22 protein-coding genes and 1 tRNA gene are annotated in these 24,603 nt (G+C 64.7%); 4 read left to right on the forward strand and 19 right to left on the reverse strand.

Annotation, left to right across the window (positions count from 1 at the left end; translation table 11 throughout):
• The first annotated feature begins 12 nt into the window (after nucleotides 1–12).
• Nucleotides 13–89 (forward strand) — tRNA-Pro (locus tag IHE47_RS14445).
• A 603-nt stretch (nucleotides 90–692) separates the two neighbouring features.
• Here the strand turns inward: IHE47_RS14445 and IHE47_RS14450 are convergent.
• The 8 genes from IHE47_RS14450 to IHE47_RS14485 form a co-directional block, all read right to left on the reverse strand.
• Nucleotides 693–2,048: a hypothetical protein gene (locus tag IHE47_RS14450; RefSeq protein WP_192107013.1), complete on the reverse strand. Its 1,356-nt coding sequence runs from the start codon at nucleotides 2,046–2,048 to the stop codon at nucleotides 693–695.
• Nucleotides 2,049–2,309: 261 nt separating this feature from the next.
• Complete coding sequence (locus tag IHE47_RS14455; protein ID WP_192107015.1) at nucleotides 2,310–3,044, reverse strand: hypothetical protein; 735 nt, start codon at nucleotides 3,042–3,044, stop codon at nucleotides 2,310–2,312.
• Between the two features lie 203 nt (nucleotides 3,045–3,247).
• Nucleotides 3,248–3,715 (reverse strand): OmpA family protein, encoded by a 468-nt coding sequence (locus tag IHE47_RS14460; RefSeq protein WP_192107226.1) that lies wholly within the window; start codon nucleotides 3,713–3,715, stop codon nucleotides 3,248–3,250.
• Between the two features lie 572 nt (nucleotides 3,716–4,287).
• Nucleotides 4,288–5,289: a hypothetical protein gene (locus tag IHE47_RS14465; protein ID WP_192107018.1), complete on the reverse strand. Its 1,002-nt coding sequence runs from the start codon at nucleotides 5,287–5,289 to the stop codon at nucleotides 4,288–4,290.
• 312 nt (nucleotides 5,290–5,601) lie between these two features.
• A complete protein-coding gene (locus tag IHE47_RS14470) occupies nucleotides 5,602–6,750 on the reverse strand; it encodes a hypothetical protein (protein ID WP_192107020.1) in 1,149 nt (382 codons plus the stop codon).
• 54 nt (nucleotides 6,751–6,804) lie between these two features.
• Entirely contained in the window at nucleotides 6,805–7,965 is a 1,161-nt protein-coding gene (locus IHE47_RS14475) for a helix-turn-helix transcriptional regulator (RefSeq protein WP_192107022.1), read from the reverse strand.
• Between the two features lie 360 nt (nucleotides 7,966–8,325).
• Nucleotides 8,326–8,829 carry a DUF3887 domain-containing protein gene (locus IHE47_RS14480; RefSeq protein WP_192107024.1) on the reverse strand — a complete coding sequence of 168 codons (504 nt, stop codon included), beginning with the start codon at nucleotides 8,827–8,829 and terminating at the stop codon, nucleotides 8,326–8,328.
• A gap of 183 nt (nucleotides 8,830–9,012) precedes the next feature.
• A complete protein-coding gene (locus IHE47_RS14485) occupies nucleotides 9,013–9,867 on the reverse strand; it encodes a ferritin-like domain-containing protein (protein WP_192107026.1) in 855 nt (284 codons plus the stop codon).
• A gap of 95 nt (nucleotides 9,868–9,962) precedes the next feature.
• On the opposite strand from IHE47_RS14485, the gene IHE47_RS14490 reads away from it, so the two are divergent.
• Nucleotides 9,963–10,340 (forward strand): VOC family protein, encoded by a 378-nt coding sequence (locus IHE47_RS14490; RefSeq protein WP_192107028.1) that lies wholly within the window; start codon nucleotides 9,963–9,965, stop codon nucleotides 10,338–10,340.
• Nucleotides 10,341–10,352: 12 nt separating this feature from the next.
• Here the strand turns inward: IHE47_RS14490 and purF are convergent, their stop codons facing one another.
• From purF to IHE47_RS14520, 7 genes are all read right to left on the reverse strand, one after another.
• Complete coding sequence (purF, locus tag IHE47_RS14495; protein WP_192107030.1) at nucleotides 10,353–11,828, reverse strand: amidophosphoribosyltransferase; 1,476 nt, start codon at nucleotides 11,826–11,828, stop codon at nucleotides 10,353–10,355.
• A gap of 13 nt (nucleotides 11,829–11,841) precedes the next feature.
• Complete coding sequence (locus IHE47_RS14500; RefSeq protein ID WP_192107031.1) at nucleotides 11,842–12,546, reverse strand: CvpA family protein; 705 nt, start codon at nucleotides 12,544–12,546, stop codon at nucleotides 11,842–11,844.
• A gap of 25 nt (nucleotides 12,547–12,571) precedes the next feature.
• Entirely contained in the window at nucleotides 12,572–13,726 is a 1,155-nt protein-coding gene (locus tag IHE47_RS14505; protein WP_192107033.1) for an SPOR domain-containing protein, read from the reverse strand.
• 75 nt (nucleotides 13,727–13,801) lie between these two features.
• Complete coding sequence (gene folC / locus IHE47_RS14510) at nucleotides 13,802–15,082, reverse strand: bifunctional tetrahydrofolate synthase/dihydrofolate synthase (protein ID WP_192107035.1); 1,281 nt, start codon at nucleotides 15,080–15,082, stop codon at nucleotides 13,802–13,804.
• Between the two features lie 137 nt (nucleotides 15,083–15,219).
• The gene (locus tag IHE47_RS17915; protein WP_255523503.1) at nucleotides 15,220–15,351 is read right to left on the reverse strand and encodes a hypothetical protein; all 132 of its coding nucleotides are present in this window, start codon (nucleotides 15,349–15,351) and stop codon (nucleotides 15,220–15,222) included.
• A gap of 100 nt (nucleotides 15,352–15,451) precedes the next feature.
• The gene (locus tag IHE47_RS14515) at nucleotides 15,452–18,073 is read right to left on the reverse strand and encodes a heavy metal translocating P-type ATPase (RefSeq protein WP_192107037.1); all 2,622 of its coding nucleotides are present in this window, start codon (nucleotides 18,071–18,073) and stop codon (nucleotides 15,452–15,454) included.
• The gene (locus tag IHE47_RS14520) at nucleotides 18,070–18,495 is read right to left on the reverse strand and encodes a MerR family DNA-binding protein (protein WP_192107039.1); all 426 of its coding nucleotides are present in this window, start codon (nucleotides 18,493–18,495) and stop codon (nucleotides 18,070–18,072) included. Before IHE47_RS14520 ends, IHE47_RS14515 begins: the two co-directional genes overlap by 4 nt.
• Nucleotides 18,496–18,624: 129 nt before the next feature.
• Here IHE47_RS14520 and IHE47_RS14525 point away from each other — a divergent pair, with 129 nt between their 5' ends.
• Nucleotides 18,625–19,494: an outer envelope protein gene (locus IHE47_RS14525; protein ID WP_192107041.1), complete on the forward strand. Its 870-nt coding sequence runs from the start codon at nucleotides 18,625–18,627 to the stop codon at nucleotides 19,492–19,494.
• Between the two features lie 24 nt (nucleotides 19,495–19,518).
• Here IHE47_RS14525 and IHE47_RS14530 read toward each other — a convergent pair whose 3' ends face one another.
• Complete coding sequence (locus IHE47_RS14530) at nucleotides 19,519–19,992, reverse strand: Lrp/AsnC family transcriptional regulator (protein ID WP_192107043.1); 474 nt, start codon at nucleotides 19,990–19,992, stop codon at nucleotides 19,519–19,521.
• A 161-nt stretch (nucleotides 19,993–20,153) separates the two neighbouring features.
• On the opposite strand from IHE47_RS14530, the gene ald reads away from it, so the two are divergent.
• Nucleotides 20,154–21,272 (forward strand): alanine dehydrogenase, encoded by a 1,119-nt coding sequence (gene ald, locus IHE47_RS14535; RefSeq protein ID WP_192107045.1) that lies wholly within the window; start codon nucleotides 20,154–20,156, stop codon nucleotides 21,270–21,272.
• Nucleotides 21,273–21,501: 229 nt separating this feature from the next.
• Here ald and IHE47_RS14540 read toward each other — a convergent pair whose 3' ends face one another.
• From IHE47_RS14540 to IHE47_RS14550, 3 genes are all read right to left on the reverse strand, one after another.
• Nucleotides 21,502–23,343 carry an ABC transporter ATP-binding protein gene (locus IHE47_RS14540; protein WP_192107228.1) on the reverse strand — a complete coding sequence of 614 codons (1,842 nt, stop codon included), beginning with the start codon at nucleotides 23,341–23,343 and terminating at the stop codon, nucleotides 21,502–21,504.
• Nucleotides 23,344–23,548: 205 nt separating this feature from the next.
• Nucleotides 23,549–23,890: a transcriptional regulator gene (locus IHE47_RS14545; RefSeq protein WP_192107047.1), complete on the reverse strand. Its 342-nt coding sequence runs from the start codon at nucleotides 23,888–23,890 to the stop codon at nucleotides 23,549–23,551.
• Nucleotides 23,887–24,558: a hypothetical protein gene (locus IHE47_RS14550; RefSeq protein WP_225561893.1), complete on the reverse strand. Its 672-nt coding sequence runs from the start codon at nucleotides 24,556–24,558 to the stop codon at nucleotides 23,887–23,889. Before IHE47_RS14550 ends, IHE47_RS14545 begins: the two co-directional genes overlap by 4 nt.
• Nucleotides 24,559–24,603 lie beyond the last annotated feature (45 nt).

Raw genomic sequence — 24,603 nt, forward strand, 5'->3', positions numbered from 1 at the left:
ACGCGGCTCCCACGGGGTGTAGCTCAGCCTGGTAGAGCGCTACGTTCGGGACGTAGAAGTCGCAGGTTCAAATCCTGTCTCCCCGACCAGTAATCAAGCACTTGCGTTGCTTGACGATGAAAGGCCCGCCTTCAAGGCGGGCCTTTTTCGTATCCGACTGTCCTGAACGTGTCTCGCTTAGCCCGCGCATGGCGGAGAGGGCTACGGCGTCGTGCCATGTATGAACCTACCGCACCGCCATATCGCAATCCTATTTCTAGTAGCCAAAATCATTCACTTGTTCGTCATCGCCAATGCAAGCCAATGCTCCGTAATCAATGAAGGAGGAGCTTACGCTTTAGCATGGTAATCTAATCTCTATTGCCATCAGCCAGCCTTACAGAAAGCGTCAGCTATATCAATCAAAAAACCCAAGATTTGGCTTGCAGGAGCTGGCAGCAAGGGTTGAGCAGCGACTATTACTGGCCTCCATTTATTCTGCCACTGCGCGCAAAAATCTTTGGTAGAGTTAATTGCACTAAGCTCTTGCGACATAACCTCTGCATGAGTTGCCATGATATGTCTCCTCGTCGGATTGCGGGTTAGATTTTTTGGATCTACACGACAAAAAAAACACACGCCCATCACCAGGAACCAGTCACGCATCGAAATCTCACTTACGATTTAGACACCTCATAAGGCTATTGTTCAACCTATCCCTGCGACTCGCATTTGTACTGAGAAACGTTTGTGGTGAACACATGACCATTACCATCAACAGGAATGGAATTGGCTGGGCAGACGTAGAGAAGCATACCTCCTGCATTGTTCACATCAGCGGCAGAATCACCCGTGTTCTGATGAGCACCAGGCGCCAATGTCATACCGCCGCTCATGGCCCAGCCCGTAGGCTTCCGGAATATATATGTCACATAGATAGCTTGACCACAGGTATTCTGCAAGGATAGCCAATTGTAATACTGTTGGTCCGGGTAGGAATGCACGCAGCTTGCAGGCAAGGGAGAAAGAAAATTTAACTGTGATACCGACGTCGCCGTGCCACTCTGGGCCACGGATGCTTCGGATGTGGCCGCACTTTCATTTGCAGCGACAGGAGTGACGGAAGCCAAAGCACCCTGTACTTGTGTCGCAAGATTTGGTGGCGAAAGGGGTGTGGTGCGCCCTGCATTTGCATTACCTATGGCTCGAATTGCTGCCGCCTGTCGGTTCCCTTCATCCAGAATAGCCGTGGGACTGCCGCCTCCGGCATCGCGGAGTGCACCTATTATCGCATCAAAGCGAGCTTGATGTTCTTCGTCTTGTTGGTGAATCTGATTGAGGTAGCCTCTTACGGCCTCCCGATTCGCTTCATCATTTTCCTTGGCAAGCGCCATGACGTCGCTCATATTGATGTGCACGCCGCGACTAATCAGAAAATTCGCAGCCCACTCGTCCGATGGATCGTACAACAAAGCATCCCTTGCCAAGGAATACAATTCATCATCAGAAAAAACATTTGCTACCAAGACGCCACCAAAACCCGTTACTCTAGTGATATTACATTTGAAGAGATGATTGCCAGCCTGATCTACACTTTTGCACCCCGGAGCGTGAAAAATGATTGCTCTCGCTGCCTGCAAGTTGCCAGCATCAGCAAAACTTTCAGCAAGCAACGCGCAGTAGCCGAAACCACCCGCCATTGCACTGTTGGGCAAATAATGCTTCAAATCAGAATTTGACGTATCAGCGTCATTGGCACAACCAATAAGCAGCTGTTTCATCAAACTAATATGCAGCGACCAATCGGGTTGCCCAATCACCACTGTCGACGCCTTGTCATCATGGGCGGCGACACAGGTATTGTTCTCAAGGCAATACTTTTCGTCCCAGCCATGCGACTCTTCCGAGTCGTAAACTAACTGGCGACTACCGGGCTGAACCAGCTGTAGAACGACATCGGGCGCCATGGCGCGAAAGTCATCCTGCGTTTCCATAGGCGGACCCATAGTGGCACATCCAGCGACCAGGAAAGCAGAGACGAGGATGAGGTGATGTTTGAACACGCCCATGGTTACTCCCTTAGGGAAGGTCTGAATGTGCGACACGTGCTGCTGCCCATACGCGCCGTAAGTAGTAAGTGAAATGGGCAGCAAAGCTCGCTCCTGTCTTGTCGCCTTCCGAATGAAAAGAAGGAATCAGGAACGACGACCGGTTGTGCGACCAACCGTTGTCTATCTTCGGGGGCCACGTTTTCGGAAGGAGGCGCGGCTACCCTCTGTGCGACCTCTTGCTCGTCGTTCCTTGGGGCGACGAGCGAAATCAGATGCTCCTTAGTTACCCGCCGACATAGAACTCAGTCGCGCATTCATTTCAGAGAGCCTGTTTTGAAGATGCCTGATCTCTTCCCGATCTGAATTTGCCTGCCGCCTCTCGTCCCTGGCCTTGCTCTGAAACTTGGATACGCCGAATTGCCCTATGGCATTGCAGGCAGCAGCGGCAGCACCGGAGCAATTGTTGCCGCTGGACTGAAGATTCTCAGCTTGTTCATCATCTTGTTCTGCAAACGAATTCTGTTGATCAGCATCATCCTGAAGATTCTCGATCTTGTCCTGTACATCTTGAATCTCCTGCTCCAGGTCTGCACGTTCCTTGGCGACCGATGCCGCCTGTTCACTCCGCGCCTGGTTATAGCTCGTTGCCGAGGCACCGCCAGAAGCCGACACTTGTTGAAGGCACTGGTTCCTTAGGTTTGTCAAACCCGCCCTCTTGCTCGCAGGCGCCAACCGTATTGCCTCAGCAAATTCATCAATGGCTGTATTGCACTCATGCGTGTTTTTCATGGCGCCACCAACGATCACATAAGCCTCCCAACGATTACTGTCTAATCGCATTGCCTGCGCCGCCAAGTTCAGCGCTTGAGCGTTGTCCCCAGCTCGCAATTCGTCATTACCGCGCTGGATCAATGCATTGTAATCACCAGAAATATTTATTCCTTGGGCATTGGCCACCGCCTGCAGCACCATAAGAGAAATGGAAAACGTTACAAACATATAGCGCCATTTCATTACACGCCCCCCTTGACGTTGCACCTTAGTCACTAAAGATGCTCTGATTTTCCTCATCACCCAGGCAAAGACCGAAATCCAATACCCGCAAGCCGTTGAATACGGAGGCGCTAGATCACTTCTTTCGCAAGAATAAAGAGCAAGAAGCCAATTGATCAGAGCACCCCTGAACTGTGACAACACCCATCCATTAATTGGCAACGTCACATTGCCGTGTAGACAATCTCAACGCGACGATTTCTGCTCCAGCAGCTTTCGTCATGCTCTTTGCATATCGAATTCTTCTGGCCGGAAGAAACGACGCTCAGCTGATTCGCCGAACCGCCGTCAGCCTGGATGGCACTGGATACGGAGTTGCCGCGACGTTCACCAAGGTCATCGCTCAATTCGCGCTCGTCGGTATTGCCGATCAATCGGATCCTGGCTTCCGGATGCTCTTTCAGATAGCGGGCATGGCAGGCGACGAGCGACTGGAATTCCGGCTTGATGTCAAACTTCCCAGCATCAAAATACAGGACACGCTGATACATGCATTTGTCTTCCTGGGATGCCAATGGGCGCCCAGCCTGCGAAAGGACAGCTTGCAGCTTTTCCCGTTTCCCGGTTGGCGCCCGGCTAATGGCCATATCGCGGAATTTGGCTGCCTCGGCCGACTTCCCCTGTTTTGCCATGCAGAGGGACACGACGGCATAGGCTTCCCAGCGGGTTTGATCCACCGACAGGGCGCGGGACGCCTCCAGGATGGCCTCGCGGTAATACCCATGGGCGAGGAAGACACGGGCGCGCTGGATGGCGGTGTCATAGGTGGCACTGCGCTGCATGGCCGGCGTGATGGCACCGTCCTGGTATTTGGCAAGCAGCGTCAATTGCGCACGCGCGCGGTCGGCGTCCGGGCCGGTGGGGTTCAGGGAAAGGTAGTGCTTGAAGTAGTAGCCGGCTTTTGCCCAGTTCTTGTCGCCTTCGTCCATCACAGCGATGTCGAACCATGCCGGAGCATAGGCCGGGTCTATCCGGGTGGCCTGGAGAAAGCCATCCCGCGCCTTGGCGTGATCGTGCTTGAGGATGAATGCCGCTTCGGTTTGCAGCACGACCAGCTTGGCGTGATCCCGCGGCGACTGTGGCTTTGGGGTAGCCGGTGGCGTCCCGGCTTGTGCATGGCAGGCCAGGCCCAACATGCTGGCGAACAACAGTCGGCGGGACTGGCGATGGAGGCGGGAGGGGCGTTGACCTTTCATGGCGTTGGTCACTGCGCCTGATTGTTTTGCTGGTTTTGCGGGTTGCCTAGGATGTCCTGATTAGCGAGATCCAATTGGTTGCTGATGCTGTTGACCAGGCTCACCCCCGATAAATAATAGGTACGGGCACCGTAGGCCATGCCGATTGGGCCTGCGGTGACGATTCCCGCAACGCCCTTGATGGCACCGAGAACCGACAAGCCGCCTTGTTGGAAAGTCATGTTGGCGGCCGCCTCCGGGCTGTCGCTGGCGGTCGGCAAGGGCGCCGTCGTCAAACTGCCATTCCATCCGTGGACTCCCAGCCATTGCATGGCCGGGTCATCTGTCGTGTTGGCGATCCAGTTGACGATAGTCTGCCCGGAAGCCTGTACAAGGGTGCTCAGCTCGTCCTTGATTTGGATCGCCCCGTCGATGCCCGGCTGCATGTAATCGGCCAAGGTGGCGGCCGAAACGTCCGGGACATCAGCCGTATCATTCATGTCTGACGCCACGGAGGGATCGGCAGGCTCCGGTAGGTTCGCCGGATCGCTGGGGAACGCCGAGGCCGAGGAATCCGCCTTGCCCGGATCAATCAGCCAGCCGGCCGGGGCATTGTTGGCAGGAGCGGATGGGCTCGCCGGAGGTGGCGTTCCAGCATTGCCGATCAGGCTGGAGACGGCACTGGCCGTGGCGGCTTGGTCAGTCGCCGATGCAGGTTGTTCCGCAGGCTGCTGGCTTGGCGTGCCTTCATCGCCCAGCAGGTTGCTTACCGCTGCGGCCGTGCTCGGCTGGTCATCCGGCGCGGTGTAGGTGGCTGCCGGCGGTGGAGCCGGCGCAGGATCGGGCTCGGGAGCCGCTGCCGTACCGCTGTTGTCATCATCGTCCGAATCATCCGCATGGCTGTCGGACGCGTTGTTGTAGCTGGCCGCATTCCGCTGCTGGAGGACATTGATCAACGCGTTGGCCGCGTTGTTCAAAACCTGATTCTCGTTTTGCAGGTTGTTCTGGATCGCCGCAGCCTGGGCTGCCAAAGCCGCCTGCCTCGCATTCTGCAATGCCTGCGCTCTCGAAGTGGCATTCGATGTGCTACTCGAATTGTAACCGCAGGGCCCCGTCGTACCCGGGGCGGGAGCATCAGCCGGGCAAGCGGAAGCAGACTGTGCATGTACGGATTGGCACACGATTGCCAAGACGGCACACAGAGTAAGAAAAAGAATCCGGATCATGTGCCCCCCGTTCACAACCAGAAAAATAGAGAAACAATCTGGCGGATCGCCCTGCCCCAATCTTAAAAAGATTGGTCCACGGGAAGACAACTACCAAATGGTATACACGGCTATGCCTCATGACGAGATCGGCACAGTCGTCCTTGGCAAGGTCATGAAAAGCCTCACCATATCGCTCTGGCGACAGGTTCCCGTCTTGGCAAGCATGCTCTTGATCTGTTGGCGGACGGTACCAATCGCTACACGCCGCAGGCAGGCGATCTCCTGTGCGGAATAGCCCATCAGCAAACCGTTGGCGACCTCAATCTCGGCAGGCGTGAAATCGTACAGTGCACGCAATAAATCATCGTAAAAATGTGCAGGCGCAACCGGATCGGTAGCCAGAAGCAGTACTTCACCGCCGGTGCGCTGGCGCCGATCATCCGGAAGCGGCGTGGCGATCAGCTGCAATGGCCGCTTGCCACTGCCTCGCTGCATCGACAGGACACAGCATGGTTCCCGTCCGGGAGGTAGAAAGCTTGTCCCCACATCGGACAGAAGCTTTTCCAAAGCCCGTTCCGCATGCAAATCGTCAGCAGCCAGTTGGCCATGTTTCGAACGAAGTCCATCGCCTGCCCTGAGCAAGGATTCCGCCGCTGCATTGCATTGCCGGATCGTACCGTCCGCAGTGAGCACGAACGTTGCCGTCGGACAGGCATCGGCCATGACTTCGGCACCTGCAAGGCCCTGCTCCGAAGCTCTGATCCGGCGATTCACCTCCAGGGCGATTTGGACATGCGGAATCAACAACTCAAGCAGGCCCCTGGATCCGGCATCGACCGGCCCCTCATCGGGAGTGCGCCACAGACTGATCGCGTCCAGGCAGCGCACCGATAACGCCAATATGGTGATGGCGGCATGACGAAGATTGGCGGGCACCAGCAAATCGCGATAGATCGGCGTCTGCAGCAAGCCATCGTCCGGCAGCAGGTCATCTTCTGTATAAACACCGACCGGATTGCGGGTGCGCGCGTACCGGATTATGGCTCCCCTGAAAGGGTCGCTTTGCGCATACGCCTGGTTATAGGTCGATACCAACTTTCCCTGCGATTGCCCACCCTCCGCCAGAACGGCTGGCTGCAATCGATCATCGGTGGAAATGAAGAAGCCGGTGCTGGATCGCGTGTAATTGCTTACTAGTCCAAGAAATCGCTGCCATTGCTCTTGTTGAAGCGGCGCCGAATACAGAATCTGCAGCAGTTCTGAAAACGCATCCATGGAGATCATGACCTACCCCCGGATATGCTTTCGAGGAGCTCAATTACCAAACGGCATATGCGTCTACGCATCGAGTACGGACGACGCATTGGTCTGCGGCAGGCGCATGAAGAGTCGCACCATGTCGGCCTGCCGGCGGGTATCGGTCTTCGCCAGCATGCTCTTGATCTGCTGCCGTACGGTGCCGGCGGACACGCGCCGCAGGCAGGCGATCTCCTCGACGGCATATCCCAGCAGCAGCCCGTTGGCCACTTCGATCTCGGCGGCTGTCAGTCCATAGAACTGGCGCAACAGGTCATCGGGAAAGGTGGTAATGGCCTCGGGGTCGGTGGCGACCAGCAGTACTTCTCCGCCTGAATCCACCCGCTGGTCTTCGGGCAGGGGAGATGCCACCACCTGCAGGGGACGCTTGCCGGAAGCGCGGTGCAGCAACAGCGCATGCGACGACGGCGGGAGAACAGCCGTGCTGCAGACCATGGCGGCGCTACCAATCAATCGTTCCAGTTCATGTGATGACGACGCCTTGCCCGGTACGAGGCGACCCTGCCTCACCATCAAGCCGTCGCCGACCCGCGCCAGCGATTCGGCTGCAGCATTGCAATGGCGCACGGTGCCATCGGCAGTCAATATGAAGATGGCGGCCGGATTGGTGTCTGCCAGAATTTCGGCACCGGCCCGCTGCTGCCCGGCAACCTTCAGTCGCCGGTGCATCTCCAGCGCCGTCTGGACATGGGGCAGCAGAAGTTCAAGCAAGCGCCGGGAGTCGCTGTCCACCGGCCCCTCGTCGGGAGTGCGCCAGAGGCTGAACACGTCAAGACGACGCACGGACATGGCCAGGACAGTGAACGCGCCATATCGCAAATTGGCCTTGGTCAGCAGCTCGCGATAGAACGGCGTCTGCAGCAGGCCATCGTTCGGCAGGAGGTCGTTTTCGCTGTACACGCCTGCCGGATTGTGTACGCGCGCCTGACGCGCTGCGGCGCCTCTGAAAGGATCCGTTTGCGCATATTCCTCGTTGTATGACTCGACCCACGGTTGATCAAGAAAAGCCCCCCCTGCAGCCAGGGCTGACAACCGCAGATGGTCGTTGGCGGAGATAAAGGCACCACTGCTTGATCCGGTGTAGCCACAAAGCAGCGTCAGGAAACGTTGCCACTGTTCCTGTTCCAATGGTGCCGAATACAAGACCTGCAACAACTCCGAAAAGGTGTCGAGTGAGATCACGGCCTAGACGCCCCCAACGTCTTCGCACAAATCCGGACCGACCACGTGCGCACTTTCACATCGGCAGCAGGATGGGGCAATAGCCAACCGTACCTGGTTCGTCTTGCAATAATTTGCGCCTACAGCAAATTCTTGTGATGACAGGAAGCTCGAATTGCAATGCAATGCCAGTCGGTCATGGGCCGCACTTCGCACAAACTGCTGGCGAGGTAATGGCCCGCTTCGGCGTATTGAAATACCCCGGCCAGGTTCAAACTCCAGAATCCGCTGGTTCCGGGAACGGAAAAGCCGCCATCCCTGGCGGCTTTTCCTGCGTCATGGTGCCTCGCGTGAACCGATCGTGCCACGCAAGGCGCCGTCTCAGGACTTGGAAGCCGCATCGTTCGGCATGAGGCCGAAACGCAGCATCACCAGTTGCCCGGCCGGGCTGCAGGCGGCCTCTGCGCCCACCTGCCCCTTCTCGAATTGCATGGGGACCAGCACGACGACGTCGCCCTGCATCATCTGTCCCTTGCCAGCGTCGCCGATCGACTTGGCGTTGCCGTACTGCTTGGTCAGCGAGCCCCAGGCCTGCTGCAGCTTGTCGGTCGTCGGCGAGAGCTTGGGATCGAACGCCTGCTTCGCACCGTCGAAATCCCCCTTGTTCATGGCCGTGATCGCCTTGTTGGCCACGCCGCCGCAGCTTTTCATCTGGGCTGCCGAAATCGCCGTCTGCTCTTGCTGCGATTGCTGCGGCGAAGGTGGTGGCTCCTGCTGCGAAGGCCGCGGCTGCGGGCTTTGCGGCGCGGGGGCCATCTGCTGCGCATGTGCGCTGCCGAAAGCCATCAACATGGCCGGAAAAATGAAATGCATGGCTTGTTTCATGTCGTCTCCTCCTCGGGGGAATGGGAGCGCGACGGCGAACATGTCAGCAGGGGGATTGCATCAGGCCGGAGCACCGAAAGATGCTGACGACGAAATAGCCAGGGCCGTCGCGGAGGGAGCGCCGTCTATGCAGCGCGTCCCCATCCTCGCGAGCGAGGATGGCCCTGTCAAACCAGTGCGTCGCTAGCGTTCAGCAAGGTGAGCATCCGGTGTCCGCGGATCAGGCTTTCGATCCGCGACGGCCAGCGCCGCCAACCGATCCAGTTCGGCTTCGACGAAGCCGGCCTCCAGTCGCGCCGGGCGGTTGAACGGGCCGCGCAGGCTGACGCCGAGGTAGTCGCGCAGCAAATCGAAAAATGTATCGAAGGGATCGATGCCGTCGCGCTCGCAGCACCAGCGGTACCAGCGCGTTCCGGCAGCCACGTGGGCGACTTCCTCGCGCAGGATCACTTCCAGCACGGCAATGGTGCGTTCATCGCCAGCGTGGCGCAGGCGCTCGATCATGCCGGGCGTCACGTCCAGCCCGCGCGCCTCCAGCACCCGCGGCACCAGGGCCATGCGCGCGGTGTCGGCATGCGCGGTTTTCTCGGCCATTTCCCACAGGCCGTTGTGGGCGTCGAAGTCGCCGTAGACGTGATCCAGCTCGGCCAGTCGCGCGGACAGCAGCGCAAAATGGCGCGCCTCATCGTGGGCGCAGCTGGCCCAATCGCGATAGTAGGCGTCGGGCATGCCGCGGAAGCGGTACACCGCATCCCAGGCCAGGTTGATCGCGTTGAACTCGATGTGCGCCACCGCATGCACCAGTGCGGCGCGGCCTTCAGCGCTGCCGAGGCCACGCTGCGGCACCTGGCGGGCGCTGACGAGTTGCGGCCTGGCGGGGCGACCGGGTGCGCCGATGGATTCAGGTGCCGGTGCCGCGTCATCCGGCTGCAGGTCGCCGGCCAGCAGGGCCTGCCAGGTTTCGCGGGTGAGGCGCAGTTTCTCGGCCGGGTCGCTGGCATCGAGGCAGCGCCTGGCGGCTTGGTGCAGATCGCTCATGGCACGCAGTGTAGAACCCGCCGGGTAACCGGCCGAATTGCCGCTGTCACGCGCGGCATGCATAGTCGATCGCAGTCCCTCGCAAGGAATCGACCATGACCGGACTCGACGCGATCGAAATCAAGGCCTTTGTACCCGCCCGCGACTACGAGGTGTCGCGACGTTTCTACGTCGATGTCGGCTTCGAGGAAAAGTCGGAGTTCAAGGGCATCGCCTACTTCGCGCTTGGCAGCTGCAGCTTCCTGCTGCAGCAGTTCTACCAGCAGGCGCACGCCGACAATTTCATGATGCACCTGCTGGTGGACGATGCGGATGGCTGGCACCGGCGGCTGACCGGAGAGGACATCTTGGGCAGGTACGCCGCGCATGGCGTGCGCATGAGCGAGCCCGGCGACCGCGAATGGGGCATGCGCGACTTCCATCTGGTCGATCCCAGCGGCGTGCTGTGGCACATCGGCCACAACACGCGCTGAGCACACCGGGCATCACGCGCTGCGGCGCGCGGCCTTGGCGTCGTCGGAGCGCAACATCTCGATCTGCTCGAGGTAGTGACGATCGAGGCCGGTGATGTATTCGCCGTTGAAGCAGGAGGAGTCGAAGTGCTCCAGCGACTCGTTGCCATCCTGCACCGCCCACACCAGGTCCTTGAGGTCCTGGTAGATCAGCCAGTCGGCGCCCAGCAGTTGCTGCACTTCGTGTTCGGTCTTGCCGGCGGCGACCAGCTCGGTGGCCGAGGGCATGTCGATACCGTACACGTTGGGGTACCGCACCGGCGGCGCGGCGGAGGCGAAGTACACGTTCTTCGCGCCGGCGTCGCGCGCCATCTGGATGATCTGCTTCGAGGTGGTGCCGCGCACGATGGAGTCGTCCACCAGCAGCACGTTCTTCTTGCGGAACTCCAGCTCCACCGGGTTGAGCTTGCGGCGCACGGATTTCACGCGGTCGCCCTGCCCCGGCATGATGAAGGTGCGGCCGACGTAGCGGTTCTTGACGAAGCCCTCGCGGAACGGCACGCCCAGCGCCTCGGCCAGCGCGCTGGCGGCGGTACGCGCGGTGTCGGGGATCGGGATCACCGCGTCGATGCCGTGGTCGGGCCGCTCGCGCAGGATCTTCTCGGCCAGCTTCTGGCCCATGCGCAGGCGCGCCTTGTACACGGACACGTTCTCGATCATCGAATCGGGGCGCGCGAGGTAGACGTATTCGAAGATGCACGGCGCGTGCGTGGCGCCGTCGGCGCAGTGGCGCGTGTGCAGCTGGCCATCGTCGGTGATGAACACCGCCTCGCCTGGCGCCACGTCGCGCAGGCGCTTGAAGCCCAGCACGTCCAGCGCCACCGATTCCGACGCCACCGCGTACTCGCGGCCCTCGGCGGTGATCCGCTCGCCCAGCACCAGCGGGCGGATGCCGTTGGGGTCGCGGAACGCCAGCAGGCCGTAGCCGAGCAGCAGCGCGATGCAGGCATAACCGCCACGGGCACGCGCGTGCACGCCGGCCACGGCCTTGAAGATGTGGTCGGGGGTCAGCGCCATCCGCTCCTGGATCTGCAGCTCGTGCGCGAGCACGTTGAGCAGCACCTCGGAATCGGAATCCGTGTTGATGTGGCGGCGGTCGTCCTCGAACATTTCCTTGCGCAGCGCTTCGGTGTTCACCAGGTTGCCGTTGTGCGCGATGGCGATGCCGTAGGGCGAGTTGACGTAGAACGGCTGCGCCTCCTCGGCGCCTTCCGAACCCGCGGTGGGGTAGCGGCAGTGGCCGATGCCGATGCGGCCGCGCAGGCGGCTCATCGACGCCTGGTTGAACACGTCGCGCACCAGGCCGTTGCCCTTGTGCAGGCGCAGGCGCGCACCGTCCACCGTGGCGATGCCGGCCGCATCCTGGCCGCGGTGCTGCAGCACCGTCAGGCCGTCATAAAGCGCCGATGCCACTTCGGTGGTACCGACGATGCCGATGATTCCGCACATGATGGATGGCCTGCTAGGGGTTGTTCGAAGGGAGAACGGAGGTGGCCGGCGCGGGCACCGCAGCCGGCGTGGATATGGTGGCGGGCAGCTGGCTGCGCAATGCCGGTGGCAAGGCCGCCGGGTCCAGGTGCCCGTGCAAGGCGTTCGACAGTTCCGGCGACCCCAGCTGTCCGCGCAAGGTGCTCGACACCGTCGCCGGGTCCAGGTGGTCGCGCAACGCATTCGACGCAGCCGCGGCATTGAGGTGCTGGCGCACGCCGGGCGGCACCTGCTGGCCCAGCCAGATGGTGGCGCTCTGGAACGGCGGCAACAGTGCCGACTGCCGCCACACCGGCTCGCGGGTGAAGCCGGTGAGCTGGCACAGGAACACCAGCACGCACACGATCAGCGCACCGCGGGCGAGTCCGAACAGCATGCCGAGCAGGCGGTCCGTGCCCGACAGGCCGGTGCTCACCAGCAGCCGCTGCACGAAGAAGCGCAGGATCGCCCCCAGCACCAGCACCAGCACGAAGCACGCGGCGTACCCGGCGGCCACGCGCAACATGGGCAGGGTGATCGCCCCCAGGTGCGCGGACACCGCCGGCCCGAACAGCCATGCGATCCAGAACGCGGCGATCCAGATCGCCAGCGCCAGCACTTCGGATACCAGGCCGCGGAACAGGCCGATCAGCACCGACAGGCCCAGCACGCAGAGGATGGCGAGGTCGATCCAGTTCATGGGCAGGCCCGGGACGGTACCCGGCTCAAGGCACGCGGACCACGTTGCCGCCGACGCCCAGCTTCGCCTGGATCTGGTCGCGCACGCGTTCGGCATCGGCGCGCTGCGTCTGCGGGCCGGCGCGCACGCGCCACAGCTGCTTGCCGTTCACGCTGACGGTGTCCACGTAGCCGTCGAAACCGCCGGCGCGCAACTTGTCGCGCAAGGCATTGGCGTCGCCCTGGTTGCCCATCGCGGCCAGCTGCACGGCATAGCCGCCGGCCCGGGGCGGCGCGGCAGCGGCAGGGGGCGCCGTCACCGGGGTAGCCGCCGGGGCGGCGCGAGCCGCGGTGGTCGTCGCCACCGGCGTGGAAGCGATGTTGGAATCGGCGTGGCCCAGGCCTTCCACCAGCTTCGCCGGCACGCCGGGGATGGTCTGGGTGATCTTCAGCCGCGCCGCCTCGGCGCTGGTGCGCGAGTCGAACGGGCCGGCGGTCACCAGGGTGAGCTGCTTGCCCGCCTGCGTGATGACGCGGGTGAGCACCGGGTAGCCGAAGCCGCGCACGCGGCGCACCAGCCGGTCCACGCTGTCCGCGTTGGCGTAGGCGCTGAGATTGAGCACGTAGAGCGCGTGGTCCGTCGCCGCGGCAGCCGCCGGCGACGCCGTTGCCGGCATGGCCGTGGCGGGCGCAGCGGCCTGGGCCGGCGATGAAGCATGCGTTGCAGCCGCCACCGCGGCCGCGCCCACCGCCACGGCACCGGCCGCCACCGCAGTCCTGGTCGCACTGGAAGCACCGCCCTGCAGCGGGATCACCGGCTGCGACGGCGAGGCACCGGAACCCATCGTCGGCCCGCCCGGCGGCGCCTTGGGCGCCGCGGCATCGGTGCCCACGTCGGCGGGACGGTTCGAGGCAATGTTCACCGAAGCAAGCTGGTCGCCGCTTGCCGGCGCCTGGGCGGTAGCTGTCGCGGCAACGCTGGCGACGCTGGCCGCTGGCGCCACCGTGCCGGAAGCGGCCGGCGCGCCCGGCGCGAGGCTCATGGTACGGGTCTGCAGGTTGCTGTCCTGCGCGGGCGGGATCGCCAGGCTCACCGCCTGGTCGCCCGCCGAGGCCGGCGACGGATTGCTGGAGAAAAACATCGGCACGAAGATGACAAGCAGGGCCACCAGTACGCAGGCCCCCAGCAGACGTGTTTTCAAGAGTTCGCTCCGAGACGGCCGGCGCGGCCCGCGATCCGGCGATTATACCTGCCCCGCCCCGCGCATCGCCCGCCTTCACCCGCTGCGTTCAGCCATCACCACCGCGGCCACGAAGAACGAACCGAACGCGAGGATGCGTTCGCCCGGCCTTGCCGCGGCGCGTGCAGCTGCCAGCGCTTCCGTCACGTCGGCGTGGCGGTCGAAGTCCGCCTGCGGCAGGACCCGCTGCAGGACGTCCACCAGGGCATCCGCCGCCAGTCCGCGCGCGGTGGCGCCATCCAGTCCGGCGAGATGCCAGTCGGCGATGCGCGTGCCGAGCGCGGCGACCACGCCGGCCACGTCCTTGTCCGCCAGTGCGCCATACACCGCATGGGTGCGCGCGTGCGGTTGCGCATCCAGCCATGCCGCCAGCGCGCGCGCGGCCTGCGGGTTGTGGCCCACGTCCACGATCAGCGCCGGGTCACCGCCCAGCGATTGCAGGCGCGCCGCCACCCGCGCATGGCGCAGGCCATGGCAAACCGCGGCATAGGCTTGCTGCGGCGCCGGCAAGTCGCCCGCCGTCCACAGCCTATGCAGTGCGGCGATGGCCGCGGCGGCATTGGCGATCTGCACCGGCGCCGCCAGCGCGGGCAACGGCAGCTCCATCGCGGTGCCGTCGCGGTGCCGCCAGCACCAGCTGTCCGCCAGCCGTTCCGCGCCGAAGTCCACGCCGGCGCGCTCGACGTCCGCGCCGATGGAAGCCAGCGCATCGAGCAGGCCTTGCGGCGGCTCGTGCTCGCCCACGATGGCCGGACGACCGGCGCGCGCGATGCCGGCCTTCTCGCGGCCAATGCTGTCGCGGTCCGGGCCCAGCCAGTCCATGTGGTCGAGATCCACCGTGGTGACCACGGCCACGTCGGCGTCGACGATGTTCACCGCATCGAGGCGGCCGCCGAGGCCGACTTCGAGGATCGCCACGTCGAGCTTCGCGCGCGCGAAGAGATCCAATGCCGCCAGCGTGCCGTATTCGAAGTAGGTCAGCGGCGTGTCGCCGCGCGCCGCTTCGATGCGCTCGAAGCTGGCGACCAGCGCGGCATCGTCCACGTCCGCGCCATCGATGCGCACGCGCTCGTTGTAGGTCAGCAGGTGCGGCGAAGTGAACGCGCCGGTGCGCAAGCCCGCACCCTGCGTCATCGCCTCCAGCAGGGCCACGGTGGAGCCCTTGCCGTTGGTGCCGCCGACGATGACCGTGCGGCGTGCCGGCGCCGGAGCCCCCATCCGCCGCCACACGCTGCACACGCGATCCAGGCCCAGCTCGATGCTGCGCTGGTTGACGTGTTCCTGGTAGGCCAGCCATTCGGCAAGGGAGCGTGGCATGCTTTGCTTCGCATATGGAAAGAGTGCGCGAAGCTTAGAGTCTGCCCGGCATCTCCGCACCATGCGGTTGCCTCCTCGACCGGGAAGGCGACGGCCAAGAGCGCAAATGCAGAACCGTGCACGCGCCGGGCTGGCTCTCAAGCCAGCGGATGCATGAATCCATGCAGCGACCAGACAAGAATGGACATGATGAGCGCGCTTGAAAACAACGCCAGCAGCAGCGGCGCAAGACGGTCTATGGCTGCGCGGATCGGGGCAATCGTGTTCATGAGGCATCTCCTTCGACCCATGATTGGGTGCGGGGGAAATACTCCTCGGCCGGCTCGCCGCGCGGCAGAACCGTCCGTCAAGCATCGCCGGTGACAACCGTCACAGCGCCCTGCGGCGCAACCTCAACGCATTGCCCACCACGGACACCGAACTCAGGCTCATCGCCAGCGCCGCGATCATCGGCGACAGCGTGATGCCACACACCGGATACAGCAGGCCGGCCGCCAGCGGCACGCCGATGCCGTTGTAGGCGAAGGCGAAGAACAGGTTCTGGCGGATGTTGCGCACGGTGGCGCGCGACAGCATGCGGGCACGCAGGATCGCGGCCAGGTCGCCCTTTACCAGGGTCACCTGCGCGCTCTCCATCGCCACGTCGCTGCCGTTGCCCATCGCGATACCGACGTCGGCGGCCGCCAGCGCGGGCGCGTCGTTGACGCCGTCGCCGGCCATCGCCACCTTGCGGCCTTGCGCACGCATGGCGTTCACCGCCGCCGCCTTGCCCGCCGGCGAAACCTCCGCATACACTTCGCCGATAGCCAGTTCCCGCGCCACGACCTGCGCGGTGGCGGCGTTGTCGCCGGTGAGCATCACGACACGCAAGCCGGCTGCCTTGAGCGCCGCCACGATCCGTGGCGCGTCGGGCTTGATGCGGTCCGCCACCGCGAACAGCGCGAGCAGCGAACCGTCCACGGCGAGATGCATCACCGTGGCGCCCTGCCCGCGCAACGCGTCCGCCTGCCGGCTGGCCGGCGCGTCGATCGCGATGCCGAGTTCGCCGAGCAATGACGCGTTGCCCAGCGCCGCGCGGACGCCATTCACCGTGGCGACCACGCCGCGGCCGGCGCGCGCATGGAATCCGGCCGCATCGAGGGCAGCCACGCCTTCGTTGTCCGCCGCAGCCACGATGGCGCGTGCCAGCGGATGCTCGCTGGGACGCTCCAGCGCGGCGACCAGCGCCAGCAGCCGTTCGCGCGGCAGGCCAGTCAGCGCCACCACCTCGGTGAGCGCGGGCCTGCCTTCGGTGAGCGTGCCGGTCTTGTCCAGTGCCAGGGTGTCGATGCCCTGCAGCGCCTCGATGGCAGCGGCGTCCCTGAACAGCACGCCAAGCTGCGCACCGCGCCCGCTGGCCACCATGATGGAGATCGGCGTGGCCAGGCCCAGCGCGCAGGGACAGGCGATGATCAGCACCGACACCGCCGCGACCAGCGCATGCGCGAAGGGCGGCGATGGCCCGAGAATCATCCATGCGACAAACACCAGCACGGCCACCGCGACCACGCCAGGCACGAACCACGCGGCCACCTTGTCGGCCACGCGCTGCAGCGGCGCCTTGCTGCGCTGCGCCTGCGCGACCAGGCCCACGATCTGCGCCAGCAGGGTCTCGCCGCCGACCTTGTCCGCGCGCATCAGCAACGCGCCGTCGCGGTTCAGGGTACCGCCGGCCAGCGCGTCGCCCGCACCCTTCGCCACCGGCATGGCCTCACCGGTGAGCATGGATTCGTCCACGTGGCTGCCGCCCTCGATCACCTCGCCGTCCACCGGCACCTTCTCGCCGGGGCGCACGCGCAGGAGGTCGCCCACGCGCACCGCGTCCAGCGGCACGTCGGATTCGCCGCCGTCGGCGGCCAGGCGCCGCGCCGTCTTCGGCGCCAGCCCGAGCAGCGCCTTGAGCGCCGCACCGGTGCGCCGGCGTGCGCGCGATTCGAGGAAATCGCCCAGCGCCACCAGGGCGACGATCACCGCCGCCGATTCGAAATACACGCCCACGCGACCGTGCATGTCGCGCATGCCCGCCGGGAACAGGCCGGGCGCGAGCAAGGCCACCGCGCTGTAGGCCCATGCCACGCCGGTGCCCAGCGCGATCAGCGTATACATGTTGGGCGACCATGGCCTGAGCGAACGCCAGCCGCGCGCGAAGAACGGTGCGCCGCCCCACAGCACCACCACGGTGGAAAGCAGCGCTTCGATCCAGTCCGCAGGCGTCGGCGGATGCCAACCGAACAGGTGCGGCCCCATCGCCAGCAGGAATACCGGCAGGGTCAACGCAAAGAGGGTCCAGAAGCGACGCGCCATCGCACGCAGTTCGCCATCGTCGTCCCCGTCCAGCATGGGCATCATCGGCTCCAGCGCCATGCCGCACTTGGGGCAATCGCCGGGACCGATCTGCTGCACTTCGGGATGCATCGGACAGGTGTAGACGGCACCCGCCTGCACCGGCGACACGAGTTTGCGTTCGCCCAGATATGCCGCGGGATCGGCCTCGAACTTCTCGCGGCAGCGTGCGGCGCAGAAGTGGTAGTCGTGGCCATCGTGCGTGGCGTGATGCGCAGTGGTTTGCGGATCCACGGTCATGCCGCAGACCGGGTCCTTCACCAGCACCGCACGACTCCCCTCTCCCGCCTGCGGGCACGCGGAGAGGCGCCATGGATGGCGCCGGCTTTGGGGAGCGAGGAGAGGGGCCGGGGGAGAGGGCTGCACATGCAACGCCAACGGCACGACCCGCGACGGACAACAACCGCCCGCCATGCCGACCCCACCGCCAAGATAGCGTCCCGGCTCGGCATCGAACTTCGCCTTGCAGCCGGCGCAGCAGAAATGCACCTCGCCACCGTCATGCATGCTGCGATGCTTCGACGTGGCCGGATCGACCGTCATCCCGCACACCGGGTCGCGCGCCGCGGCCCTCGCTTCGCCTGCCGACGTACAGCCATTCCCGTTCATGCGCGCACCTCTTCGTCGCTCAACGCGCGCAGGATCGGGCACTCCTCCGGCTTGCCATGGCCCGGGCACGAGGACACCAGTTGCGCCAGCCCGTCGCGCACGCGCTGCAATTCCGCGATGCGTTGCTCGATCGCCGCCAGCCGCTGCTCGGCGCGCTTCTTCACCGCCTTCACGCCGCGCTGGCGATCCGCCGACAGCGCCAGCAGCTCGCGGATTTCCTCCAGCGTGAAACCCATCTCCTTGGCGCGGCGGATGAAGCGCAACTGGGCGACGGTGCCTTCGCCGTAGCTGCGGTAGCCGGAGGCCCGCCGCAGCGGCTCGGGCAGCAGGCCTTCGCGCTCGTAGTAGCGGATGGTGTCGATGGCCACGCCGGCGCGCTTGGCGACGGTACCGATGGTGAGGGGTGCGGTTTGCGGGTTCATCGGCCAAGTCTAGAGCCTTGATCAAGGTCCAGAGTCAAGCGGTAGGCCGCAGGAACTTCAGCGGACTGCGCGGCCGCCGATAGCGGGACGACACCCATCCGATGCCCAGCATCCAGCCGCCGGACAATCATGAGCCCATCGCCCGCCCGTCGACTCGCCCGCTGCTGCATCCTGATGCTCGCCCTCGCCGTCGGCGCCGCCCGGGCCGCCGACTGGAGCGACCTGGCCATCGACTGGAGCGGCGGCGAGCGCTTCCGCGAGCCGTACAACAGCAATGAGATCCACAAGAACATCCTCTCGCTGACCTGGGTCAGCGGCTACCGCTACGGCACCCAGTTCTTCGACCTCGACGTGCTGAAGTCCGATCGCAGCGATCCCGCCTCGCCCGGCAGCAACCACGGCGCGGTGGAAACCTATGCCACCTACCGCTACACGCTGGACCTGGGCAAGGTCACCGGCAGCAATCTCGGCTTCGGCCCCGTGCGCGGGCTGGGCCTCACCTCCGGCTTCGACTGGAACATGAAGCACGACGTGGGCTACAACTCGCGCAAGCGCATGCTGGTGTTCGGCCCCAGCCTGATGTGGAACGTGCCGGGCCACTTCAACACCGCCGTGCTGATGGCCTGGGAAAGCAACGCGCCGCACGGCCCCTACCCGCCCATCTCCGAAGTGCAGGGCCGCTACTACTACAAGGCGCACCCGATGCTGGCGATGGACTGGGGCATCCCGCTGGGCGCGCACTGGTCGTTCACGGGCTACGCCAACTACATCGCCGCCAAGGGCCGCAACGAGATCGGCCTGCCCACCGGTCCCGAAACCGATGTCGACATGCGCCTGCTGTTCGATGCTGGCGAACTGCTGGGCACGCGCACGCACGCCTTGCTGGCCGGTTTCGAATACCAGTACTGGCGCAACAAATTCGGCAACACCCGCATCGGCACGGATGGGCAAGGCTACGTCGCCAGCACGCCGATGCTGCGGGTGGAGTACCACCTCTAGATCGGCAAGCCGCCCTGCAGCCGGTCACACCGGCAACTCCGTCGTGCGCTTCACCGTGCGCAAGGCCAGCGTGGACTGCACGCGCACCACGCCGGGAAGCTGGGTGAGGATGTCGGTGTGGATGCGCTCGAAGTCGGCGGAATCGGCATAAGCCACGCGCACCATGTAGTCCGCCGCGCCGGCGAGCAGACAGCATTCGGTGACTTCGGGGTGGCGCTGGATCGCCGCTTCGAAGGCATCGAGCGCGGTGCGGCCCTGCTGGTCCAGGGTCACCAGCACGAAGGCCGTGCCCGGCAGGCCCACGGCCTTTTCGTCCAGCAGCATCACGTAGCGCGAGATCAGCCCGCGCTCCTCCAGCAGCTTCACCCGGCGCAGGCAGGCCGAGGGCGAGAGATTGATCTGCTGGGCCAGCTCCAGGTTGGTCAGGCGGCCGTCCTGCTGCAGCAGTTTGAGGATGGCGCGGTCGCGCTCGTCGAGGGCGGGATCCGGATGTTGCATGAAATTTCAATCCTCATGGATTTTCCACGTGACAAATTCTACATGGAAGCCATGACGCCACTTAAATTGGCGAGTAATTGCGCAACACAGTCGTCATACTGCCGCCCCGTCGGCAGGCATTCCGCCGATCCGCCTTTCACTCCAGCCAGAGAGTCATCGCCATGCGCATCGGTGTGCCGAAAGAAATCAAGAACCACGAATATCGCGTGGGCCTCATCCCCTCGTCCGTGCAGGAACTGGTGCACAACGGCCACCAGGTGACGGTGGAAACCGGCGCCGGCCTGGGCGCGGGCATCAGCGATGCGGATTACGTCGCCGCCGGCGCCACCATCGCGAACGGCCCCGATCCGATCTTTGCCGAAGCCGACATGATCGTGAAGGTGAAGGAGCCGCTGGCCGTCGAGCGCAAGAAGCTCCGCAAGGGCCAGATCCTGTTCACCTACCTGCACCTCGCGCCCGACCTGGAGCAGACCAAGGACCTGATCGACTCCGGCGCGATCTGCGTGGCCTACGAAACGGTGACCGCCGCGAACGGCACGCTGCCGCTGCTGACGCCGATGTCCGAAGTGGCCGGCCGCCTCGCCCCGCAGGTGGGCGCGCATTCGCTGGAGAAGGCCCAGGGCGGCCGCGGCGTGCTGCTCGGCGGCGTGCCCGGCGTGCCGGCGGCGGAAGTGGTGATCCTGGGCGGCGGCGTGTCCGGCACCCACGCGGCGACCATCGCCGTGGGCATGGGCGCCAAGGTCACCGTGGTCGACCGCTCGGCCGACGCGCTGAAGCGCCTCGCCGCGCAGTTCGGCACCGCGATCTCCACCGTGTTCTCCACCCGCGCCGCGATCGAGGAGCTGGTGCGCCGCGCCGACCTGCTGATCGGCACCGTGCTGATCCCGGGTGCCGCTGCGCCGAAGCTGGTCACCCGCGACATGCTGAAGACCATGAAGCCGGGCTCGGTGATCGTGGACGTCGCGATCGACCAGGGCGGCTGCGTGGAGACCTCGCACGCCACCACCCATGCCGAACCGACCTACGTGGTGGACGGCGTGGTGCACTACTGCGTGGCCAACATGCCGGGCGCCGTGGCGCGCACCTCCACCTTCGCGCTCAACAACGTCACCCTGCCCTTCGCGCTCTCGCTGGCGAACCACGGCTGGAAGAAGGCGCTGGCGCAGGACGTGCACCTGCGCAACGGCCTCAACGTGTGCGAAGGCAAGGTGACCTGCGAGCCGGTGGCCGAGGCGCATGGCCTGCCGTACGTGAAGGCGGAAACCGCGATCGGGATGTAAAGCCGCCGAAAGCCCCTCGCCCGCTTGCGGACGCGGGGAAGGGCCATGGATGGCCCTGTTTTGAGGAGCGAGGAAGAGGGGTTGGGGAGAGGGTGAGCTCTTGCTTCGCCCGCGCCCTCTCCCGCCCTTCGGGCACCCTCTCCCGCAAGCGGGAGAGGGGATTGGCAGACGGCATTTTCGAAGTGCTCAGACACCAGGGCCGGATGCGCAAGCATCCGGCTTTCCTGCTTCAGGCCGACTCGTCCTCCACCGCCACGAAGCCGCCCGTCTGCCGCTTCCACAGCCGCGCATACAGGCCGTCGCGCGCGACCAGCTCGGCATGCGTGCCGGTTTCGACGATCTGCCCCTTGTCCAGCACCACTAGCCGGTCCATCCGCGCGATGGTGGACAGGCGATGCGCGATGGCGATCACCGTCTTGCCCTGCATCAGCAGGTCCAGGCTTTCCTGGATCGCCGCCTCGGCTTCGGAGTCGAGCGCACTGGTGGCTTCGTCCAGCACGAGGATCGGTGCGTCCTTCAACAACACGCGGGCGATCGCGATGCGCTGGCGCTGGCCGCCGGAAAGCTTCACGCCGCGCTCGCCCACCAGTGCCGCGTAGCCGGTGCGGCCCTCGCCGTCGACCAGGGTGGGGATGAACTCGTCGGCGCGCGCCTTGCGCACGGCCTCGGCGATCTGCGTCTCGCTGGCGTCGGGACGGCCGTACAGGATGTTGTCGCGGATCGAGCGGTGCAGCAGCGAGGTGTCCTGGGTCACCACGCCGATCTGCGAGCGCAGGCTTTCCTGCGTCACCTGCGCCACGTCCTGGCCGTCGATGGTGATGCGGCCCTCCTCCAGGTCGTAGAGGCGCAGCAGCACGTTCACCAGGGTGGACTTGCCCGCGCCGCTCGGCCCGACCAGGCCGATCTTCTCGCCGGCGCGCACGGCCAGCTCCAGGCCCGCGATCACGCCGCCCTGCTTGCCGTAGTGGAAATGGATGTCGTGGAAATGCACGGCGCCGTTGGTCACCTCCAGCGGCATCGCGCCCTCGCGGTCCTGCACCGCGCGCGGCTGCGCGATGGTGGTGATGCCGTCCTGCACCGTGCCCACGTTCTCGAAGATGCCGTTGACCACCCACATGATCCAGCCGGACATGTTGTTGATGCGGATCACCAGCCCGGTGGACAACGCGATCGCGCCCACCGTGACGTGGCCCGTGCTCCACAGCCACAGCGCCAGCCCGGTGGTGCCGGTGATCAGGAAGCCGTTGAGCGTGGTGATGCTGGCGTCCATCGCCGTGGTGACGCGGGTCATCCGGCGCAGCTTGTCGGTCTGCTCGCCCATCGCCTCGGCCACGTAGGCCTCCTCGCGCCGGGTGTGCGCGAACAACTTCAGCGTGAGCACGTTGCTGTAGCCGTCCACGATACGGCCCATCAGCTTCGAGCGCGCCTCGGATGCCTTCCACGAGCGCTGCTTGATGCGCGGTATGAAGAACCACAGCAGGCCGACGTAGGCGAACACCCAGACCACCAGCGGCACGGCCAGCCAGAAATCCGCATGCGCGAACAGCGCGATCGCGCTGCCGGTGTAGATCACCACGTACCAGATCGCGTCGACGATCTGCACCGCCGACTCGCGCAGCGCGCTGCCGGTCTGCATGATGCGGTTGGCGATGCGCCCGGCGTAGTCGTTCTGGAAGAAGGCCAGGCTCTGGCGGATCACGTAGCGGTGGTTCTGCCAGCGGATGCGGTTGGTGAGGCTGGGCACGATGGCCTGGTTCACCAACAGGTCGTGCAGGCTGTTGAACACCGGCCGCCCCACCAGCGCCACCAGCGCCATGCCCAGCAGCTCGCGCCCGTGCCGGTGGAAGAAATCCGCGGCGGGCGCGCCCCTGGCCAGGTCCACGATACGGCCGATAAAGCCGAACAGCGACACCTCGACCACGGCCACGCAGAAACCGACCACGATGGCCGCCGCGAACACCGGCCACGCCTGCCGCAGGTAGAACGCGTAGAAGCGCCACACCGGCTTCGGCGGCATGCCGTCGACCGGCTCCTTGAACGCGTCGATCAGGGATTCGAACCAGCGGAAGATCATGGCGTGCGCACGTCTTGCGGGGGAGGTCCCTAGCGTGGATGCGCACCCGCCGGTTCGCAAGGGCGCCCCTTATTTCTTCGTGCGTTTCCTGCGCGCCGCATAGCCACTGGCGACGGCGACGAAAATCACGATGAAGACGACGATGGCAGCCGACATGGTTGGTTCCCCTTGGTTGATGGATGGCAAACCGGGCGGCAGGCGCTTACTTCCGCTTCGCCGCGACGCCAGGCGCCGGCAACTCCTGCACCACCATGGCGAGGCTCTGCCGGTAGTCGGCCAGCGCCTTGCGGCCGGCGGCGGTGATGCGCAGCTCGGTGAGCGGGCGCTTGCCGCGGAAACTCTTCTTCACCTCGACCAGGCCGCCCGCCTCCAGCTTGCCGACATGGCTGGAAAGGTTGCCCTTGCTGAGTCCGCTGACCTGTTCGAGGAAGCCGAATTCCACTTCCCTGGCGTTGACCAGCACGGCGAGTATCAGCAGCCGCGCCGGCTCGTGCACCAGCCGGTCCAGCGCCATCACCGCGCCGATGCGCGACGGGGCGTTCATGCCGCGCCTGCCTTGCCGCGGAGCTGCAGCAAGCGTTCGCACAATGGCCGGAAGCGGCGGTGGTCGGCCACGCCACGCGCGATCAGCAGCAGCGCCGCCAGCGGAAACAGCAGGGCCAGCAGCGCCATCGGCGGATCCAGGCCCGCCGCGACGGTGCCCATCACCGGATAGGCGAACCCCGCGCAGGACACCGCCGCCTGGCAGAACAGGAACGTGCCCACCACGAAGTCCAGCGGGCTGCGCAACCAGCGCCACCCCGCCAGCACCAGCAACCAGGCCAGCGCGAGGTAGGCGACCACTCCCATCGACAGGCGCGCCCCATGCGACAGCGCGGAAACCGTCACCGACACGGCGACCAGCAGGGCCGCGCCGATGCACAGGCGATGGGTGCGGCGTTCGACTGCTCCTTCCTGCTCCTCCACGTGGCCGAAGCGCTGGTAGTAGTGACGCTCCATGCCCCGCCTGGCCAGCAGCCACGTCAGCGGCAACGCCACGAGCACGATGCGCAATGCCGGCGTCGGTGGCAGCAGGCCCCCAAGCAGATAGGCGAGCAGGCAGCACGCTCCGCCCAGCACCGACGACAGCCCGCCCGCACTGCGCGAATAGCGCGCGTATTCGCGGGTCAGGGATTCCAGCTCGTCCAGTTTTTCCCGCATCCCGTTCGGCAAGGCACGACTCCATGACCACCATCATGCAAATAGGTTTGCACTGCA

Origin of the sequence: Rhodanobacter sp. DHB23, from assembly GCF_014842975.1 — a bacterium.
Taxonomy (GTDB): domain Bacteria; phylum Pseudomonadota; class Gammaproteobacteria; order Xanthomonadales; family Rhodanobacteraceae; genus Rhodanobacter_A.

What these genes read in the sequence shown, in the direction of transcription:
- IHE47_RS14450 (WP_192107013.1), bottom strand. Translation starts at nt 2,048, where the DNA reads ATGGGCGTGTTCAAACATCACCTCATCCTCGTCTCTGCTTTCCTGGTC.
- IHE47_RS14455 (WP_192107015.1), bottom strand. Translation starts at nt 3,044, where the DNA reads ATGAAATGGCGCTATATGTTTGTAACGTTTTCCATTTCTCTTATGGTG.
- IHE47_RS14460 (WP_192107226.1), bottom strand. Translation starts at nt 3,715, where the DNA reads ATGGCAAAACAGGGGAAGTCGGCCGAGGCAGCCAAATTCCGCGATATG.
- IHE47_RS14470 (WP_192107020.1), bottom strand. Translation starts at nt 6,750, where the DNA reads ATGATCTCCATGGATGCGTTTTCAGAACTGCTGCAGATTCTGTATTCG.
- IHE47_RS14480 (WP_192107024.1), bottom strand. Translation starts at nt 8,829, where the DNA reads ATGAAACAAGCCATGCATTTCATTTTTCCGGCCATGTTGATGGCTTTC.
- IHE47_RS14485 (WP_192107026.1), bottom strand. Translation starts at nt 9,867, where the DNA reads ATGAGCGATCTGCACCAAGCCGCCAGGCGCTGCCTCGATGCCAGCGAC.
- IHE47_RS14490 (WP_192107028.1), top strand. Translation starts at nt 9,963, where the DNA reads ATGACCGGACTCGACGCGATCGAAATCAAGGCCTTTGTACCCGCCCGC.
- purF (WP_192107030.1), bottom strand. Translation starts at nt 11,828, where the DNA reads ATGTGCGGAATCATCGGCATCGTCGGTACCACCGAAGTGGCATCGGCG.
- IHE47_RS14500 (WP_192107031.1), bottom strand. Translation starts at nt 12,546, where the DNA reads ATGAACTGGATCGACCTCGCCATCCTCTGCGTGCTGGGCCTGTCGGTG.
- folC (WP_192107035.1), bottom strand. Translation starts at nt 15,082, where the DNA reads ATGCCACGCTCCCTTGCCGAATGGCTGGCCTACCAGGAACACGTCAAC.
- IHE47_RS17915 (WP_255523503.1), bottom strand. Translation starts at nt 15,351, where the DNA reads ATGAACACGATTGCCCCGATCCGCGCAGCCATAGACCGTCTTGCGCCG.
- IHE47_RS14515 (WP_192107037.1), bottom strand. Translation starts at nt 18,073, where the DNA reads ATGAACGGGAATGGCTGTACGTCGGCAGGCGAAGCGAGGGCCGCGGCG.
- IHE47_RS14520 (WP_192107039.1), bottom strand. Translation starts at nt 18,495, where the DNA reads ATGAACCCGCAAACCGCACCCCTCACCATCGGTACCGTCGCCAAGCGC.
- IHE47_RS14525 (WP_192107041.1), top strand. Translation starts at nt 18,625, where the DNA reads ATGAGCCCATCGCCCGCCCGTCGACTCGCCCGCTGCTGCATCCTGATG.
- IHE47_RS14530 (WP_192107043.1), bottom strand. Translation starts at nt 19,992, where the DNA reads ATGCAACATCCGGATCCCGCCCTCGACGAGCGCGACCGCGCCATCCTC.
- ald (WP_192107045.1), top strand. Translation starts at nt 20,154, where the DNA reads ATGCGCATCGGTGTGCCGAAAGAAATCAAGAACCACGAATATCGCGTG.
- IHE47_RS14545 (WP_192107047.1), bottom strand. Translation starts at nt 23,890, where the DNA reads ATGAACGCCCCGTCGCGCATCGGCGCGGTGATGGCGCTGGACCGGCTG.